Genomic DNA, 14,086 nt, shown 5'->3' on the forward strand with positions numbered 1-14,086 from the left:
TAACGAGGTGACGACGGCCGCGAGTTGGCGACTACTGGGAGAGGGCTACGTGCTGAGATCGAAGCCCAGGCGACGGGCCGCGCGGGCCTTCTGACGGCTGGCGCGCAGGCGCCGCAGGCGCTTGACCAGCATCGGGTCGGCGGCCAGCGCCTCGGGGCGATCGACGAGCGCGTTGAGGACCTGGTAGTAGCGGGTGGCCGACATCGCGAAGAGTTCCTTGATGGCCTCTTCCTTGGCCCCCGCGTACTTCCACCACTGCCGCTCGAAGGACAGGATGTCGTGCTCGCGGCGAGTCAGACCGTCCTCGCCCACTTCGTTCCCCGACGTGCTGTCGGGCCGCTCAGATTGGTTCCGCGCTGCTGCGCCGTCCATCTCACTCCTCGACTGCTCGATGACTTCCGGTCCGCCCGACGTCAGCGCGACCTCCGCGCCCCGTTGGACCCGGCAGGATCAGGCCGAGCGGTGTGCCCGGACACTGAGACATCGCTCGGGACCGGTCACGAATTACATCTGTGTTCTTCCTGGTCAATTGAACCACGGTGGCGGCGCGGGTGACGGGCTTCCAGGGGGACGCGCCGCGAATATCACGCGCACTATCCTTGGTGACCATGGCAATTCTTCCGATCCGCATCGTCGGCGATCCCGTCCTGCACGAGCCGACCAAGCCCGTGACCGAGTCGCCCGCCGAACTCGCCGATCTGATCCGCGACATGTACGAGACGATGGACGCCGCGAACGGTGTGGGTCTGGCCGCGAACCAGGTGGGCGTCGCCAAGCGCCTGTTCGTGTACGACTGCCCCGACTACGCCGCCGGAAAGGACGCGTCCGGCAAGCCCGTGATGCGCCGCGGCTGCGTGGTCAACCCGGTGCTCGAGACGTCGGAGATTCCGGAGACCATGCCGGACGAGGACGACGACGTCGAGGGCTGCCTGTCGGTTCCCGGTGAGCAGTTCCCCACCGGCCGTGCCGACTGGGCCAAGGTCACCGGCACCGACGAGCACGGCAACCCGGTCGAGATCGAGGGCCACGGTTTCTTCGCGCGGATGCTGCAGCACGAGACCGGTCACCTGGACGGCTTCCTGTACGTGGACGTGCTGATCGGCCGCAACAAGCGCGCGGCGAAGAAGACGATCAAGCGTGAGGGTTGGGGCGTGCCGGGCCTGAGCTGGACGCCGGGCACGGTCGACGACCCGTTCGGTCACGACGAGGACTCCGAGGAAGAGTGAGTCGAGGACCCGTGACGAGTCGCGAGCCGGGTCCGCCGGTGATCGGCGGCCGGGTGGTGGTGCGGTATCGCCTGCCACCCGGGGGCTCGCACCCGCTCACCGACGTGATCGGCACACTCGAGCAGCTCGAGCCGACGGTGGTGATTCGCACCGCCGACGACCGCGTGGTGGAGATCGAGCGCGCCGACATCGTGAGACTCAAGGCGCTGGGACCCAAGCCGCTGCGCCGGTCCGACGGCCGGGTTCGGTGACTGTCGGGATAGCTGACTACCCTCTCCCGTGTGCGTATCGCGACGTGGAATGTGAACTCGGTCCGTGCCCGAACCGACCGGATCGTGGACTGGCTGGCCCGCACCGACACCGATGTGTTGGCGATGCAGGAAACCAAGTGTAAGGACGAGCAGTTCCCGTACGAGCGGTTCACCGAGGCCGGCTACGAGGTGGCACACGTCGGATTGAGCCAGTGGAACGGCGTGGCGATCGCGTCGCGCATCGGGCTCGAGGACGTGCAGGTCGGGTTCGCGGATCAGCCCGGGTTCAACAAGGATCCGGAGGCGGAGGCCACGCGGGAGGCCCGCGCGATCGGTGCGACGGTGGGCGGGGTGCGGGTGTGGAGCCTGTACGTGCCCAACGGCCGTGAGCTGACGGATCCGCACTACGTCTACAAGCTGGAGTGGCTCGCGAAGCTGCGTGCGGACGCGGAGGGCTGGCTGGCCGGCAACCCGGACGCGCAGATCGCGCTGGTGGGCGACTGGAACGTCGCGCCCACCGACGAGGACGTGTGGGATCCGGCGTTCTTCGAGGGCAAGACGCACACGTCGCAGCCGGAGCGGGACGCGTTCGATGCGTTCGCCGAGGCCGGTTTCGCCGATGTGGTGCGCCCGCACGCGCCCGGCCCCGGCGTCTACACCTACTGGGACTACACACAGCTGCGGTTCCCCAAGCGGCAGGGCATGCGCATCGACTACGTGCTGGGCTCCCCCGCGTTCGCGGCGCGGGTCACGGGCGCACACATCGACCGGGACGAGCGCAAGGGCAAGGGCGCGAGCGATCACGCGCCCGTCGTAGTCGACCTGGCCTGATCAGGCCGGCTGCTCGTCGAGCAGGTCCAGGTACTCGGTGTGGGTGCCGAGGAACCGCGTGACGTAGGTGCAGACCGGGCGGATCCGGGCGCCCTCGCTGCGGGCGCGGTCGAGCACGGCCCGCACCAGTACCGCCGCCCAGCCGCGGCCGCTCCGGTCCTCGCGGACGACGGTGTGCAGCAAGGTGAGCACGTCACCGGACGGCCCGGCGCTGTCGCGGCGGTAGCCGAGGATGCCGACGAGGTCGTCACGCACCCACAGTTCGTAGCGCTCATGTGGCGGGCTGTCGACGATACGGACGGCGTCGGCGACAGCACCCGCTGTTCGTGGGGATTCGCTGTTCACGTTCCCCATGAAACCGGCCGAACCGCCGGCACCGGGTCCGTTTCGGGACGGGTGGGGCGGTTCGATGCCGATCCTTGACCGCGGCGTGGCCGCGCGTCGATCAGTTCAGCGAGATCGCGTCGGACGCCTCGGGCGCCTCGGGCGGCGCCATCAGATCCAGGTACTCCGGGTTGGCCTCCACGAACCGCTGCACGTATGTGCACACTGGGCGCACGCGCCAGCCGTAGTCCCGGGCCCGGTCCAGGGAACGCCGCACCATGACGGCGGCGAGCCCGCGGTGACCGAAGTCCTCGACGACGACGGTGTGCATGAACGAGACGACCGGAGTGGGTTTCCGCGCGCCGCGACGACGGGCCGGTGAGGTGTCGTAGTAGCCGACGATTCCCACCAGGTCTCCGTTGAGCCGCAACTCGAAGCGGTTCTGGTCGGTATTGTCGGTCACGTCGGCACTGGGCGAATCGTCGAACACGACACCTCCTCGGGACGCTTTCGATGCAACAATGTGATCCACGCCACTATTAGTACAGGCGTTCGGGGCAACCTGTCAGGCATTTGACCGAATCCGTTCGACCCGAATTCCGGGCCCCTTCAGATCGCATACATAAGCAGCGGAGACGCACCCCGGATGCAGCGCGGAATCCAATACCACCCGACCGGTTCTTCTTGCTGTCGACACAATCGATTCACCCGGCCACCCGATACACATTGGCAAACACACAAGAGCCACCCGGCCGATCCCCTGCACTACCGAACAGCCGCTTCTCGAAAAGCCTTCAGCTGAATACTTTTCGATCCGATCCGTCGACCGTCCCGGTACCCACCCACGTGGATACCGGGACGGTCTAGGTCAGATCGACGTCACGGCGTGACGTCGATTCCCGGCGAGAAGGTCAGCTTGCCCGTCAGGGTAGCCGTACCGGGACCTGCCGGCGGGCATACACCGCCACCGGTGGAGTTGAAATTGACCGTCCCGGAGTTCGAGGCGGTCACCGACGGCTTCGCGTACGGCAGCGGCCCGATGGTGCTCGCCCCCACCGTGATCGAGCAACCACTCGACGGCACCGTGACCACCGCGCCACCGGCGGGGATGATCAGTGAACCCTGGGGTGATGCACCATCGTTGTCGACCTTCAGCTTCCAGGTCCCGCTGGCAGCGACCGTCGCAGGCTGCCCGTTGAGCGTGCAACTCGACAGACTCACGCTGCTGATGTTGATGTCGATCCCGCCAGTGGACGGGTTGACGTTGCCGGGTGCAGCCGGGGTCGTCCCGGTGCCGGACACATTCGTACAGCGCATGGTGTACCCGGGGGTGGTGGTGATGATCCGAAGATCGCTGCTCGTCGCGGTGACCGGCGTGCTCGCGGGAGTGATCGTTGTCGACGCGTACGACAGCCCCGCAGCCGTCAACGTCGCGGCCGCGGCGACGGCCAGAACTGCGCTACCCCGATTGAGAATCTTCGTTGCCATTCGTTTCTCCTTCATGTGAGGTGTAGCCCCGTTCGGATGAACGGTCGAGTGAACAGGCTTCGATGAATCGATTCGATTGCCGTACTACGACAGCTCCCATCCCGCGGCGTTGTAGACAGAGCTGGTTGTGGACAGGGAATTGCCCGAACCACCCGACGGCAGGCCGGCCCGTTGATTGACGGCCCAGTTCAGCGAGCCGAAGAGACCGCATCCGGTGGCTCCGGGCACCGAAAAGTTGGTGGCCTTGTGTGTTGCCTGGGGCCAGACCCCGCCCGGAACGCCAGGAACCGTGTCCGAAATCCATTGCGCAGCACCAGCATCTTGGAGTGCCAGCGAAAGCCGTATCGGATTCGAAGTAGAACCGATATAGCAGTTGTTCCCCAGCAACGAGTTGGAGAGCTTCAACCGAACCGGAAGTTGCACACCGAGGTTGTAGGGATCGACCACAGGCAGCGCCACAGCCTCCACGGTCGCCTGGATGGCAGTCGGGCCGAAGTCCTCGGCCGAACTGGTCCCGAGTGCGCCGCCGGGGACGCTGAGCGACTTCGAATACACACCGAACTTGCCATCATTGGCAGCGGGAACGAAGACCTGGTCCTGCGCGACACCGCCGGCAATCATCAGACTTCCGTCCGGAATCTGGACGTTGAGGCTGCCGACTCGCATCGTGCCATCCCGAATCACGACCGTCATACAGGTACCCACGCCGGTATCGGGGTCGTAAACCTTGTCCAGCTGGCAGGTGTCCCAATTCTTGAAATCGTACTTCGCCCCCGATACCGGGGCGGCCGCGTCCGCCACACCACCCCCCACCAGAGCCAAAGCTGTTGCCGCACCCAGGATCACGGAGCGGGTCATGAGTTTTCTCACGTTGAACCCCCATTCGGGTACACACCCGGCCAGATTCGATTCGAGCAAGACTCGACATCGCCGATCGAGTGCATTTCTCACGGAAGAGCATCGGCTCGATATGCACTGCACCTCGAGCACGATGCATGGCGTTGGGGTGAGTCGGGTGCGCTGCTGGCGTAAGTCCGGAACGAGCGGGGTTGTGCCCGTTCCTGATCTCCCCCGAGATTCCCCATCCTGAGCCGGATCCGATGTCGACCCAACTGCGTGCGCGTAACAGATCGTCACACACACGACGCCTTCGCGTGACAGTTTCGACAATTCCCCCGGCCGCTGCCAAGCAGGCCCCCAGCTGGACGGGCGTTCAATAAATGTTGCACCCCTTGCCATTTCCGAGATCCACGCAGGTCGACAGTCCGAGATACCGGTCGGCCGACATTCGCCTGAGCGCACGACTTCCAGCAAGGGGCCAGCCCTGGCCGTAACGACACCCGACTTTTCGGGTCGCCTTTTCGGTCAACGCCAAAGTTTGTACTGCAGTACAGTTTCGGTGTACCGCAGATAGATTTCGCCGATCCTCCCGAAACCGGCACATGACATCCGCTGTGTGTGTGACGATCTGTTACACGCTCGCAGTCGGACTGCAACAACGTCCGGCTCTGGACGGGGAACATCGGGGGATTCGGATGAGCGCATCTGCGCCCCATCTCGATCCGGGCACGCCCGACTCACCTCGACGCCAGGCGTCGCCAAGGCCCATGCCAGGGCGGCGCCAACCTGTCAGTAGGGCACTCGGGCAGTCACAGCTGGGTTCGACCGAACCTCCTGGCCGAGTCGACATCCATATGGGGGAAGTACATGCGAAAGAACACCACTCGCTCCGCCGTGCTGGCGGCCACCGCCGCGCTGGCCCTGGTCGGCGGCGGCGTCGCGAACGCCGCCGGATCGGCCGAAGGCAGCTCCGGTAGCAGCGGCAGCCTGTCCAGTTCCGAAGGCAGCAGCGGCTCCTCGACCGGCTCGTCGGCCGCGCCCGGCACGCCGTACGAGTTCCAGAACTGGGACACCTGCCGGCTCGATCTGGCCTACGACCCCGATACCGGCCTGGGTACCTGCATGACGGTGATCATCCGGGACGGCAACATGCGCATCGGCAATCTCGACGTCGCGGTCCCCGACGGCAGCCTGATGATCGCCGGCGGCGTGACGGGCGAGCAGGTCTTCGTCCCCGCCGCCGACGACGGCAAGTTCGGCGTGTACGCCAACCCGATCACCGTTCCCGGCGGAGCATTCGGCGCCGCGTCGGCGGAGAACTTCGGCCCCACCGCCATCCAGGCGACCGTGGAGGCCGTCGCCCTGCCCGACGTCGATCCCTACAACCTCGCCGTGCAGCTTCCGGTGCGGCTCAAGCTCTCCAATCCACTTCTCGGCGACAACTGCTACATCGGCTCCGCCGCCACCCCGATCAACCTGTCCCTCGCACTCGTGGGCAGCGCCGGACCGACGGAGTACATCTCGACCAACGGGCCCGAGGTGCCGGGCTACGTCTGGCCCCAGGCACCCCACACCGCCACCGACTTCGCCGTCCCCGGTGCCTCCGGTTGCGGCCCGCTCGGATCCCTGAACTGGGCCGTCAACCTGCGGGCGGGCCTGCCCTCCGCGGGTGCCGCCGGTAACTCCCTGTCCACGACCAGCGCCGTCTACAACGTCGCCGGCTGGGAGTTGGACGAGTACCTGAACACCCCCACACCCTGATCCACCGCTGACCTCGTCCCGGTGCCGGTATCCCGCCGGCACCGGGACGACTCACGTCGTAGATGTCCCAGCCGCACGACTCACACCACCGTCCGTCGCACCCGCCTCGCCTGGGTAGGCTCGAGGCCGTGAACTACCTGCCCCTGACGCCGACCGGCCAGACCCCGATCCGCGCCCTCACCATCGCCGGCACCGACTCCGGCGGCGGTGCCGGCATCCAGGCCGATTCGCGCACCATGGCGATGTGCGGGGTGCACGCATGCGTCGCGGTCGCCGCGGTGACGGTGCAGAACTCGGTGGGCGTCAGCGGTTTTCACGAGATCCCGCCGGAGACGGTCGCCGCGCAGGTGCGCTGCGTGGCCCTGGACATCGGCGTCTCGGCCGCCAAGACCGGCATGCTCGCGTCCACCGCGATCATCGAGGCCGTCGCGCAGGTGTGCACCGAGGTGGGCATCGGCCGCGACGGCTCCATCCCGCTGGTGGTGGACCCGGTGTGCGCGTCCATGCACGGCGATCCGCTGCTGCACGCCGAGGCACTCGACGCCGTCCGGAACACCCTCATCCCCATCGCGTCGCTGGTGACACCGAATCTCGACGAGGTGCGCCTCATCACCGGTATCGAGGTGGTCGACGATGCCACCGCCCGCCTCGCCGCTGAGGCCCTGCACGCCCTCGGCGCGCAGTGGTCGATGGTCAAGGGTGGGCACCTGCGCTCGTCGACGTCGAGCACCGACCTGCTGTTCGACGGCGACACCTTCCACGAGTTCACCAGCCCGCGGATCGACACCGGCAACGATCACGGCGGCGGCGACACCCTGGCCGCGGCGGTGACGTGCGCGCTCGCCAACGGCTACGCGATGCCCGACGCGGTCGCGTTCGGCAAGGAATGGGTCACCAAGTGCCTCGAGGCGTCGTACGACCTCGGCGCCGGGCACGGTCCGGTGTCGCCGCTGTGGCGACTGGATCCGAAAGGCGCCTGATCAGCGCGAATAGTCGCGCAGGGTCATGACGAAACCGACCGCCACCACCGGCACCGCGAGAATGTAGACGGTGATCCGGAACCACGTGGGCCCGTAGTAGCTCACCGCGATCGCGGCCGCCAGCGCCGCGATGATCATCAACACCCCGTAGAAGGGTGTGCGCTGCGGATGCCCGGACTCGGTCATGGTCCCCAGTGTGCGCGCCGGGCGGCGAGGGCGGCAACGGTTTCCCGAAGTCGTCCGAATGGTCCGCTAGGCCGTCACCGCGGTGCCGGCGCCGGGCGCAGCACGTAGACCCGCAGGTCCTCGGGCACCCCACGCTGCGGCGCCGCCAGCAGCCCGCGCCGGTAGCGCCGCGCGACCAGGCCCAGCTCGGCGAGGCGCTCCTCGCCGATCGCGTCGTGCGTGTTGCCGGAGACGACGACGTTGCCGTTCCCGCCGAGCTCCATCATGCGCGCGGCGACGTTGACATCGACGCCGAACCAGTCCGCGCCGATGGGCTGCGGAGCCCCGGTGTGCAGGCCGACGCGCATCCGGGGGCGGTAGCCGGCGTGGTCGAGGGTCGCGAGCGCCGCGCGCGCCGCGAACACCGCCTCGACGGCCCGGTCCGGGTGGTCGAACACCACCATCAAGCCGTCTCCCAAACGTTTGACCACCTGGCCGCCCCGTTCGATCATGGGCGGCTCGATGGTGGCGGCGACCTCCCGCAGCAGCGACAGCGTCGCGCCGTCGCCCACCTGCAGCGACCAGCTGGAGAACCCGACGAGGTCGGTGAACACGATGGTGACCTCGCCGTTCGCGGGGCTGCCCCACGTCTTCTCGAGCACCGCCTGCAGCACCTGCAGCGCCGCCATGCTCACCTCGCGCGACGCCCCCGCCCCGGTGTCGAGCATGCGGGCGGCGGCCCGCGCGCCGCCGGGACCAGCCGTCGAGAGGGGGTCGCCGAATGAGGGATCACCGGGCAGTGAGCGCCTGATCCGCCGCACGGCGTCGACCAACTGGGGTTGCCGGTCTGCGTCGCGTACCCACTTCGCCACCGAACCGGTGACCTTGGCGTAGCCGCCCTCCGTGCCGGAATCCGTGGGGGCCGGTTCCGGTGTGGCGTCGCCCTCCGGGTCGTCACTCACCCCGGCAAGAGTAATCGTGGCCGGGTCGTCTCGCAGAACTGCCGCGTGACGCCGGTTTCGGCGCCTACTTCCCCACATCGGCCCGCGCCGCGCTCCGGGCGTCACCCGCCGGCGGCACCCCGTTCACGCCGTCGGTCGACTGCGCGTAATGCCCGATGCCGTACCCGATCGCTTGCGCATTGAGCGCCAGCGCGGTGCGGTCGATGTTGCCGACGGTGTCCTGCGCGGTATGGTAATTCGGGTCCAGCATCGCGTCGGCCTCACCACCCCACTGCTGCACCTGAGCTGGTGTCTTCTTCTCCTCGGCACCGGTGAACAGGCCGCCCGCCGGGATCCCGGCCGCGATGAACGGGCCGTAGTCCGAGCGCCCGTCGAAGTCCGTTCCCCCTGGCGTCACCCCCAACTGCAACACGATCGCTGCGAACGTGCGCTCGATCCCGGCCGACCCCTCCGGCCCCGGCCCTTCGCCCACGTTGTCGGAGTTGTCGCCGTCGTACACGAAGTAGCCGGCGTTGGGCGAGCCCACCATGTCGAAGTTGAGGTACAGCGCGATGTCGGCGCGCGCCGCGTCGTCGAGACCGTCGACGTATGCCGTCGACCCGTTGAGCCCCTCCTCCTCGGCACCCCAGAAGGCGAACCGCACCGCGTTCGCCGTGTCCGGCTTCGCACCGAGCTGCCGGGCCGTCTCGAGCAGCGACGCGACCCCCGAGCCGTCGTCGTTGATGCCGGGGCCGTCCGGCACCGAGTCCAGATGCGCGCCCGCCATCACCACGTTGCCGGAATCGCCGGTCTTGGTCTGCGCGATCACGTTGCGGGACTTCACCGTTTCGACGGTGGTGTCGAGTGTGAGGGTCACGTCTCCACCCTGTCGCAGCGCGACGCCGTCGGCCTTGCTGACGCCACCGGTGGGGATCCGGGCGTCCGCCTTCGCCCCCAGCGTGCCGCCGGGTAGGCCTTCGTCCTCGTTGTCGGCGACGAGCACGGCCACCGCGCCCCGATCGGCCGCGACCTGCTGCTTCTGCGCGAAGGGGCAGACGCCGCGATCCACCAGCACCACCGCACCCGTGACGTCCAGGCCGTCGTAGTCGGTGGCCTCGCAGCCCGGGGTCTCGTCCGACGGCGCCGGCACCAACCGGGCGGTGAGCCCGCCCTGCGGTGTCGCCGGCGAGTACGTGAGCGCCTCGACCGGCACGTCGCGACCGGCGAACGCGAGCGTCTGGGTATGCGCGTCGAATCGGTCGACGTCGAATTCCGGTGTTTCGACGTCGAATCCGGCGTCCTCGAGCTGTCCGACGACGTAGTCGACGCTCGCGTCGTAGCCGGGGGTGCCGACGGAGCGGTTACCGCCGTTCGCGTCCGCGATCCGCTGCAGTTGCTCGAGATCGCCCATCACCGCGTCGGCGTCGATCGCCGCGGCCAGGCCCGGACCGTCCACGGGTGGGCCGCCCTCGTCGGGATCGCTGCAGCCCGCGAGCAGCAGCGCACCGGAGAGACCCACGACCAACCCCACCCTCACCCGCATGCGGGCAGAGTACCCCGCTCGGGCCGGGACCCTCAGGCCCTCAGCCGCATGGCGAGGAAGGAGAGGATCTCATCCCGCGCCGCGACGGTGGGCTGGCCGGCCTCGTCGATCAGGTGCGCCGTGACGACGCTGTGCGGGCTCGCGATGACGTGCTCGAAGAACGGCGACGTCTCCGGATTGGCGGCGCTGTCGGGCAGCACCCGCGCCTCGAACCGGTCGCCGAGCGCCCGCTCGTACGCTGCGAACCGCTGTGCGCGGCAGAACTTGTCGCCCTGGAACCGGTAGGCCAGCACCGTCAGGTCGTCCTTCTCGAGACGTTTGCGCACCGACGCGAGCTCCTCCGGGCCGCTGTCGATTCCGTCCGGATCGTCGAGCGGCAGCGACGGCTGCGAGAGCACCGGCGCCAGCATCGCGGGCTCGAGCATCATCGACAGCGCGAAGTTGCCCGTGAAACACATGCCGATCGCCCCGACGCCCGGTCCGCCGCACTCGCCGTGCGCGCGACGGGCGAGCGCGCGCAGCCACGCGACGGCCGGAGTGGTGCCGTCGGCGCCGAGCGCCCGGAACTCCGCGCTCACACACGCCCGGCGGAGCACCGCCACCCCCTCCTCGACACCGGGCACGGCGCCGTCCCGGCCGAACAGCGACGGCAGATACACGGTGAAGCCGACGTCACGCACCCACCGCCCGAACCGCGCGACGTGCGGGCTGATCCCCGGCATCTCCGGCATGACGATCACCGCCGGTCCGCTGCCCGCGACGTAGACGGTCTTGGTGACGCCGTTCTCCTCGATGCTGCGGCGCTCGAAGTCGTCGAGCGGATCGTCCTCGTGCAGGCTGCGTTGGGGCACTTGTGTCCTCCGTGACCGATCGATGGTGGTTCGGTCAGTCTGTCCGCGTCCCGGCACGACGGGGAGTGGCGACATCGCCACCTATAGCGGCTACATCGCCACGGAGCTTGCGTCGCCATGGAACTTCCGGCGGTAGTCGGCCGGATTCATCCCCACCTGCTCGACGAACAAACGCCGGAACGTCCCGGCATCCCGGTACCCGACGCGTTCGACGACACGGGCCAGCGGCAGATCCGTGGTTTCGAGCAGGTTCCGCGCCGCCCGCACCCGGGCCCGGCGGAGGAAGTCGAGCGGCGACTCCCCGGTCTCGGCCCGGAAGCGCCGCAGCAACGTCCGGGTGCTCACGTGGAACGCGTCGGCGAGGCGCCCCAGGTCGTAGGGTTCGGCCAGGTGCTCCACGAGCCACGCCGCCACCTGGTCCGCGAACGGTCCGCGGGCCGACGGCAACATGGCGTCGACGACGTACGGCGCCTGACTCGTTCGGTTGTCGGCCACCAGCGTGATCCGCGCCGTGGCGCGGGCGACGTCGTCGCCGAGGTGTTCGCGGACCAGTGCGGTCGCAAGGTCCAGCGCGGCACTGAAGGCGGCCGTCGTCGTGATCGTCCCGTCGGTGACGATCAGCGCCTCGGGGCACACGGTCGTCCGCGGGTAGCGCCGGGCCAGGCGCGACGCGAACAGCCACGACGTGGTCGCCCGCCGTCCGGCCAGCAGATCGGCCTCGCCCAGCAGGAACGCGCCCACACACACCGACGCGATCCGGGTGCCTCGCTCCGCCGCCGCCCGCAGGAACGTCGTCTCCCGCTGCAGAGAACCCAGGCGCGCCGCGACATCCTCGGACGGCACGAGTTCGAAGCCGGGGACGATCAGACGATCGAACCGGTGGTGCCAGCGCGTGACGCCGACCGGAAAGCCGCCGGCCGCCGCAACGGGTTCGGCAGACGCCGCGATCACCGACACCCGGAAGGGATCCTCGGTGGCCGCACCCGTCTCCCGCGCAACACGATTGGCGATGCGGAGCAGATCGGTGAACACGAAGATCTCCGCTGCCAGACAGCCCTCGTACGCCAACACTCCGATCCGCATCGCGGCACCCTCCCGTCGTCCGGGCCGAAGATAGCCGAAGCGCCCGGCCGAAAGAATTCGGCCGGGCGCTTCGAGAGCGGTACTCAGGCGTCGCGCTTGTTCACCACGAACAGGCTCGCACCGAACACGATCGCGACGAACGCCGCGAAGTAGAGCAGGCCGCCCCATGGACCCCAGTGGAAATCGAACCCGCCACCGTTGCCGAGGAAGTAGTTCACGTTGTTGAACGGACCGAACTCGCCGACGTACTTGCCCACCTTGGGGATGATCGTCGCGAGGCTCTCGATCACCAGCGGCCACAGCAGCAGCAGCGAGATGGCACCCGCCGACTGACGGATCAGCGTGCCGACGCCCACCGCCAGCACGGCCAGGAGCGCGTAGTAGATCGGGATACCGAACAGTTCCCGGGCATTGTCACCGCTGCCCATCGACAGCGTCTCACCCGACGTCGCCTGCGCCACGAAGAACGACGCCAGGGCGATGACCAGACCGAGGACCGCCGCAATCGCCGCCAGCAACGCTGCCTTCCCGCCGATCACCTGGGTGCGGCGCGGGATGGCCTGGAACGTGGTGCGGATGACGCCGAACCGGTACTCGGTGGTGACCGCCAGCGCCGACATGATCATCACGAGCATGGCGCCGAACTGGGCGGCACCCGCCTGCGTGTAGGCGACGGTGAACTCGCCCATCGAGTTGTCGCCCGACGACACCAGCGACTTGTAGGCCACACCCATGATCGCCGCGAACCCGACGCTGACCACAACGGCGATGAGGCTGCACCACATCGGCGACTTGGTGGACGTGAGCTTGATGCGCTCGGCATTCAACACGCTCATCGGAGCGCACCTCCCATGTTCTGCGCGGCGTCGGCCGGCTGACCGCCGATCTGCGCCTGGTACTGCACGTCGTGGCCGGTGAGCTTCATGAACGCTTCCTCGAGCGAGCCCTGCTTCGACGCCAGCTCGTGCAGCACGATGCCGTTCGCACCGGCGAGGGCGCCCACGTCGTCCGTGCGCACACCCGCGACCAGCAGCGCCGGCTGATGATCGGTGCCCGGGTCCTCCTGGACCGAGAAACCCTGCGCGGTGAGCACGCTGCGCAGCGCGTCGAGCTGCGGGCTGCGCACCCGCACCGACGCACCCGAGGCGCGGTCGACGAAATCCTTGACGCTGGTGTCGGCGATGAGGCGACCGCGGCCGATCACCACGAGGTGCTCGGCGGTCTGCGCCATCTCCGACAGCAGATGGCTCGAGACGAGGACGGTACGGCCCTCGGCGGCCAGGCTCTGCATGAACTTTCGGATCCAGACGATGCCCTCGGGGTCGAGGCCGTTGACCGGCTCGTCGAACAGCAGCACCTTGGGGTCACCCAGCAGCGCGCCGGCCAGACCGAGCCGCTGCGACATACCGAGCGAGAAGCCGCCGGCCTTCTTGCCGGCAACCTCGCTCAGGCCCACCAGCCGCAGCACCTCGTCGACGCGCGACATCGGCAGCGAGTTGGCCGCGGCCATCCACTGCAGGTGCGCCTTCGCGGAGCGGTTGGGGTGCACCCACTTGGCGTCGAGCAGCGCGCCGACGGTCCGCAACGGCTGCTTGAGCTCGTGGTACGGCACACCCTCGACCAGTGCGGTTCCCGACGTCGGGGTGTCGAGTCCGAGGATCATTCGCATGGTCGTCGACTTGCCGGCACCGTTCGGGCCGAGGAAGCCGGTGACGATTCCCGGCTTCACGGAGAACGTGAGATCGTCCACCGCTCTCGTCGACCCGTAGGTCTTCGTCAGTCCCCTCACTTCAATCATGGGG

General features: G+C 68.4%; 17 protein-coding genes. 6 read left to right on the forward strand and 11 right to left on the reverse strand.

Features of this window, described 5'->3' with window-relative positions; all coding sequences use genetic code 11:
- Positions 1-45: 45 nt before the first annotated feature.
- Positions 46-372, reverse strand: coding sequence for a nucleoid-associated protein NapA (gene napA, locus C7H75_RS20160; protein WP_005517908.1), 327 nt, complete (start codon positions 370-372; stop codon positions 46-48).
- Between the two features lie 236 nt (positions 373-608).
- Here napA and C7H75_RS20165 point away from each other — a divergent pair, with 236 nt between their 5' ends.
- Genes C7H75_RS20165 through C7H75_RS20175 form a run of 3 tightly spaced genes read left to right on the forward strand, consistent with a single transcriptional unit; the run spans position 609 to position 2,308 of the window.
- Positions 609-1,226, forward strand: coding sequence for a peptide deformylase (locus tag C7H75_RS20165; protein ID WP_106851736.1), 618 nt, complete (start codon positions 609-611; stop codon positions 1,224-1,226).
- An 11-nt stretch (positions 1,227-1,237) separates the two neighbouring features.
- On the forward strand, positions 1,238-1,477 hold the full coding sequence (locus C7H75_RS20170) for a putative acetyltransferase (RefSeq protein WP_106851737.1): 240 nt from the start codon (positions 1,238-1,240) through the stop codon (positions 1,475-1,477).
- Between the two features lie 30 nt (positions 1,478-1,507).
- Positions 1,508-2,308: an exodeoxyribonuclease III gene (locus C7H75_RS20175; RefSeq protein ID WP_037084925.1), complete on the forward strand. Its 801-nt coding sequence runs from the start codon at positions 1,508-1,510 to the stop codon at positions 2,306-2,308.
- Here C7H75_RS20175 and C7H75_RS20180 read toward each other — a convergent pair whose 3' ends face one another.
- Both C7H75_RS20180 and C7H75_RS20185 read right to left on the reverse strand, forming a co-directional pair.
- Positions 2,309-2,662 carry a GNAT family N-acetyltransferase gene (locus C7H75_RS20180; RefSeq protein ID WP_081121076.1) on the reverse strand — a complete coding sequence of 118 codons (354 nt, stop codon included), beginning with the start codon at positions 2,660-2,662 and terminating at the stop codon, positions 2,309-2,311.
- A gap of 91 nt (positions 2,663-2,753) precedes the next feature.
- Positions 2,754-3,122 carry a GNAT family N-acetyltransferase gene (locus C7H75_RS20185; RefSeq protein ID WP_005517901.1) on the reverse strand — a complete coding sequence of 123 codons (369 nt, stop codon included), beginning with the start codon at positions 3,120-3,122 and terminating at the stop codon, positions 2,754-2,756.
- 480 nt (positions 3,123-3,602) lie between these two features.
- On the opposite strand from C7H75_RS20185, the gene C7H75_RS20190 reads away from it, so the two are divergent.
- Entirely contained in the window at positions 3,603-4,139 is a 537-nt protein-coding gene (locus tag C7H75_RS20190; RefSeq protein ID WP_233281800.1) for a hypothetical protein, read from the forward strand.
- A 65-nt stretch (positions 4,140-4,204) separates the two neighbouring features.
- On the opposite strand, the gene C7H75_RS20195 is transcribed toward C7H75_RS20190, so the two are convergent.
- Positions 4,205-4,978: a hypothetical protein gene (locus tag C7H75_RS20195; protein WP_233281801.1), complete on the reverse strand. Its 774-nt coding sequence runs from the start codon at positions 4,976-4,978 to the stop codon at positions 4,205-4,207.
- A gap of 849 nt (positions 4,979-5,827) precedes the next feature.
- Here C7H75_RS20195 and C7H75_RS20200 point away from each other — a divergent pair.
- Together C7H75_RS20200 and thiD are read left to right on the forward strand one after the other, a co-directional pair.
- Positions 5,828-6,721, forward strand: a complete 894-nt coding sequence (locus C7H75_RS20200) for a hypothetical protein (RefSeq protein WP_106851739.1) — start codon at positions 5,828-5,830, stop codon at positions 6,719-6,721.
- 128 nt (positions 6,722-6,849) lie between these two features.
- Positions 6,850-7,701, forward strand: a complete 852-nt coding sequence (thiD, locus tag C7H75_RS20205; RefSeq protein WP_106851740.1) for a bifunctional hydroxymethylpyrimidine kinase/phosphomethylpyrimidine kinase — start codon at positions 6,850-6,852, stop codon at positions 7,699-7,701.
- Here thiD and C7H75_RS20210 read toward each other — a convergent pair whose 3' ends face one another.
- From C7H75_RS20210 to C7H75_RS20240, 7 genes are all read right to left on the reverse strand, one after another.
- A complete protein-coding gene (locus C7H75_RS20210; protein ID WP_005517890.1) occupies positions 7,702-7,887 on the reverse strand; it encodes a hypothetical protein in 186 nt (61 codons plus the stop codon).
- Positions 7,888-7,961: 74 nt separating this feature from the next.
- Positions 7,962-8,828: an adenylate/guanylate cyclase domain-containing protein gene (locus tag C7H75_RS20215; protein ID WP_175271861.1), complete on the reverse strand. Its 867-nt coding sequence runs from the start codon at positions 8,826-8,828 to the stop codon at positions 7,962-7,964.
- Between the two features lie 64 nt (positions 8,829-8,892).
- Complete coding sequence (locus C7H75_RS20220) at positions 8,893-10,350, reverse strand: M28 family metallopeptidase (protein ID WP_106851741.1); 1,458 nt, start codon at positions 10,348-10,350, stop codon at positions 8,893-8,895.
- A 32-nt stretch (positions 10,351-10,382) separates the two neighbouring features.
- A complete protein-coding gene (locus C7H75_RS20225; RefSeq protein ID WP_060934508.1) occupies positions 10,383-11,201 on the reverse strand; it encodes a dienelactone hydrolase family protein in 819 nt (272 codons plus the stop codon).
- Between the two features lie 90 nt (positions 11,202-11,291).
- Complete coding sequence (locus C7H75_RS20230) at positions 11,292-12,284, reverse strand: GlxA family transcriptional regulator (protein ID WP_022597708.1); 993 nt, start codon at positions 12,282-12,284, stop codon at positions 11,292-11,294.
- A gap of 83 nt (positions 12,285-12,367) precedes the next feature.
- Positions 12,368-13,120: an ABC transporter permease gene (locus C7H75_RS20235; RefSeq protein WP_005517885.1), complete on the reverse strand. Its 753-nt coding sequence runs from the start codon at positions 13,118-13,120 to the stop codon at positions 12,368-12,370.
- On the reverse strand, positions 13,117-14,082 hold the full coding sequence (locus tag C7H75_RS20240; RefSeq protein ID WP_005517884.1) for an ABC transporter ATP-binding protein: 966 nt from the start codon (positions 14,080-14,082) through the stop codon (positions 13,117-13,119). Before C7H75_RS20240 ends, C7H75_RS20235 begins: the two co-directional genes overlap by 4 nt.
- Positions 14,083-14,086 lie beyond the last annotated feature (4 nt).

The sequence above is a fragment of the Rhodococcus (subgen. Prescottella) equi genome, assembly GCF_003013675.1.
Classification (GTDB): Bacteria; Actinomycetota; Actinomycetes; order Mycobacteriales; family Mycobacteriaceae; genus Prescottella; species Prescottella equi.

Bases quoted from the DNA above. Each gene is read 5' to 3' on its own strand.
- C7H75_RS20200 (WP_106851739.1), top strand. From the start codon at position 5,828: ATGCGAAAGAACACCACTCGCTCCGCCGTGCTGGCGGCCACCGCCGCG.
- C7H75_RS20165 (WP_106851736.1), top strand. From the start codon at position 609: ATGGCAATTCTTCCGATCCGCATCGTCGGCGATCCCGTCCTGCACGAG.
- C7H75_RS20195 (WP_233281801.1), bottom strand. From the start codon at position 4,978: ATGACCCGCTCCGTGATCCTGGGTGCGGCAACAGCTTTGGCTCTGGTG.
- C7H75_RS20180 (WP_081121076.1), bottom strand. From the start codon at position 2,662: ATGGGGAACGTGAACAGCGAATCCCCACGAACAGCGGGTGCTGTCGCC.
- C7H75_RS20230 (WP_022597708.1), bottom strand. From the start codon at position 12,284: ATGCGGATCGGAGTGTTGGCGTACGAGGGCTGTCTGGCAGCGGAGATC.
- C7H75_RS20240 (WP_005517884.1), bottom strand. From the start codon at position 14,082: ATGATTGAAGTGAGGGGACTGACGAAGACCTACGGGTCGACGAGAGCG.
- C7H75_RS20235 (WP_005517885.1), bottom strand. From the start codon at position 13,120: ATGAGCGTGTTGAATGCCGAGCGCATCAAGCTCACGTCCACCAAGTCG.
- C7H75_RS20220 (WP_106851741.1), bottom strand. From the start codon at position 10,350: ATGCGGGTGAGGGTGGGGTTGGTCGTGGGTCTCTCCGGTGCGCTGCTG.
- C7H75_RS20210 (WP_005517890.1), bottom strand. From the start codon at position 7,887: ATGACCGAGTCCGGGCATCCGCAGCGCACACCCTTCTACGGGGTGTTG.
- napA (WP_005517908.1), bottom strand. From the start codon at position 372: ATGGACGGCGCAGCAGCGCGGAACCAATCTGAGCGGCCCGACAGCACG.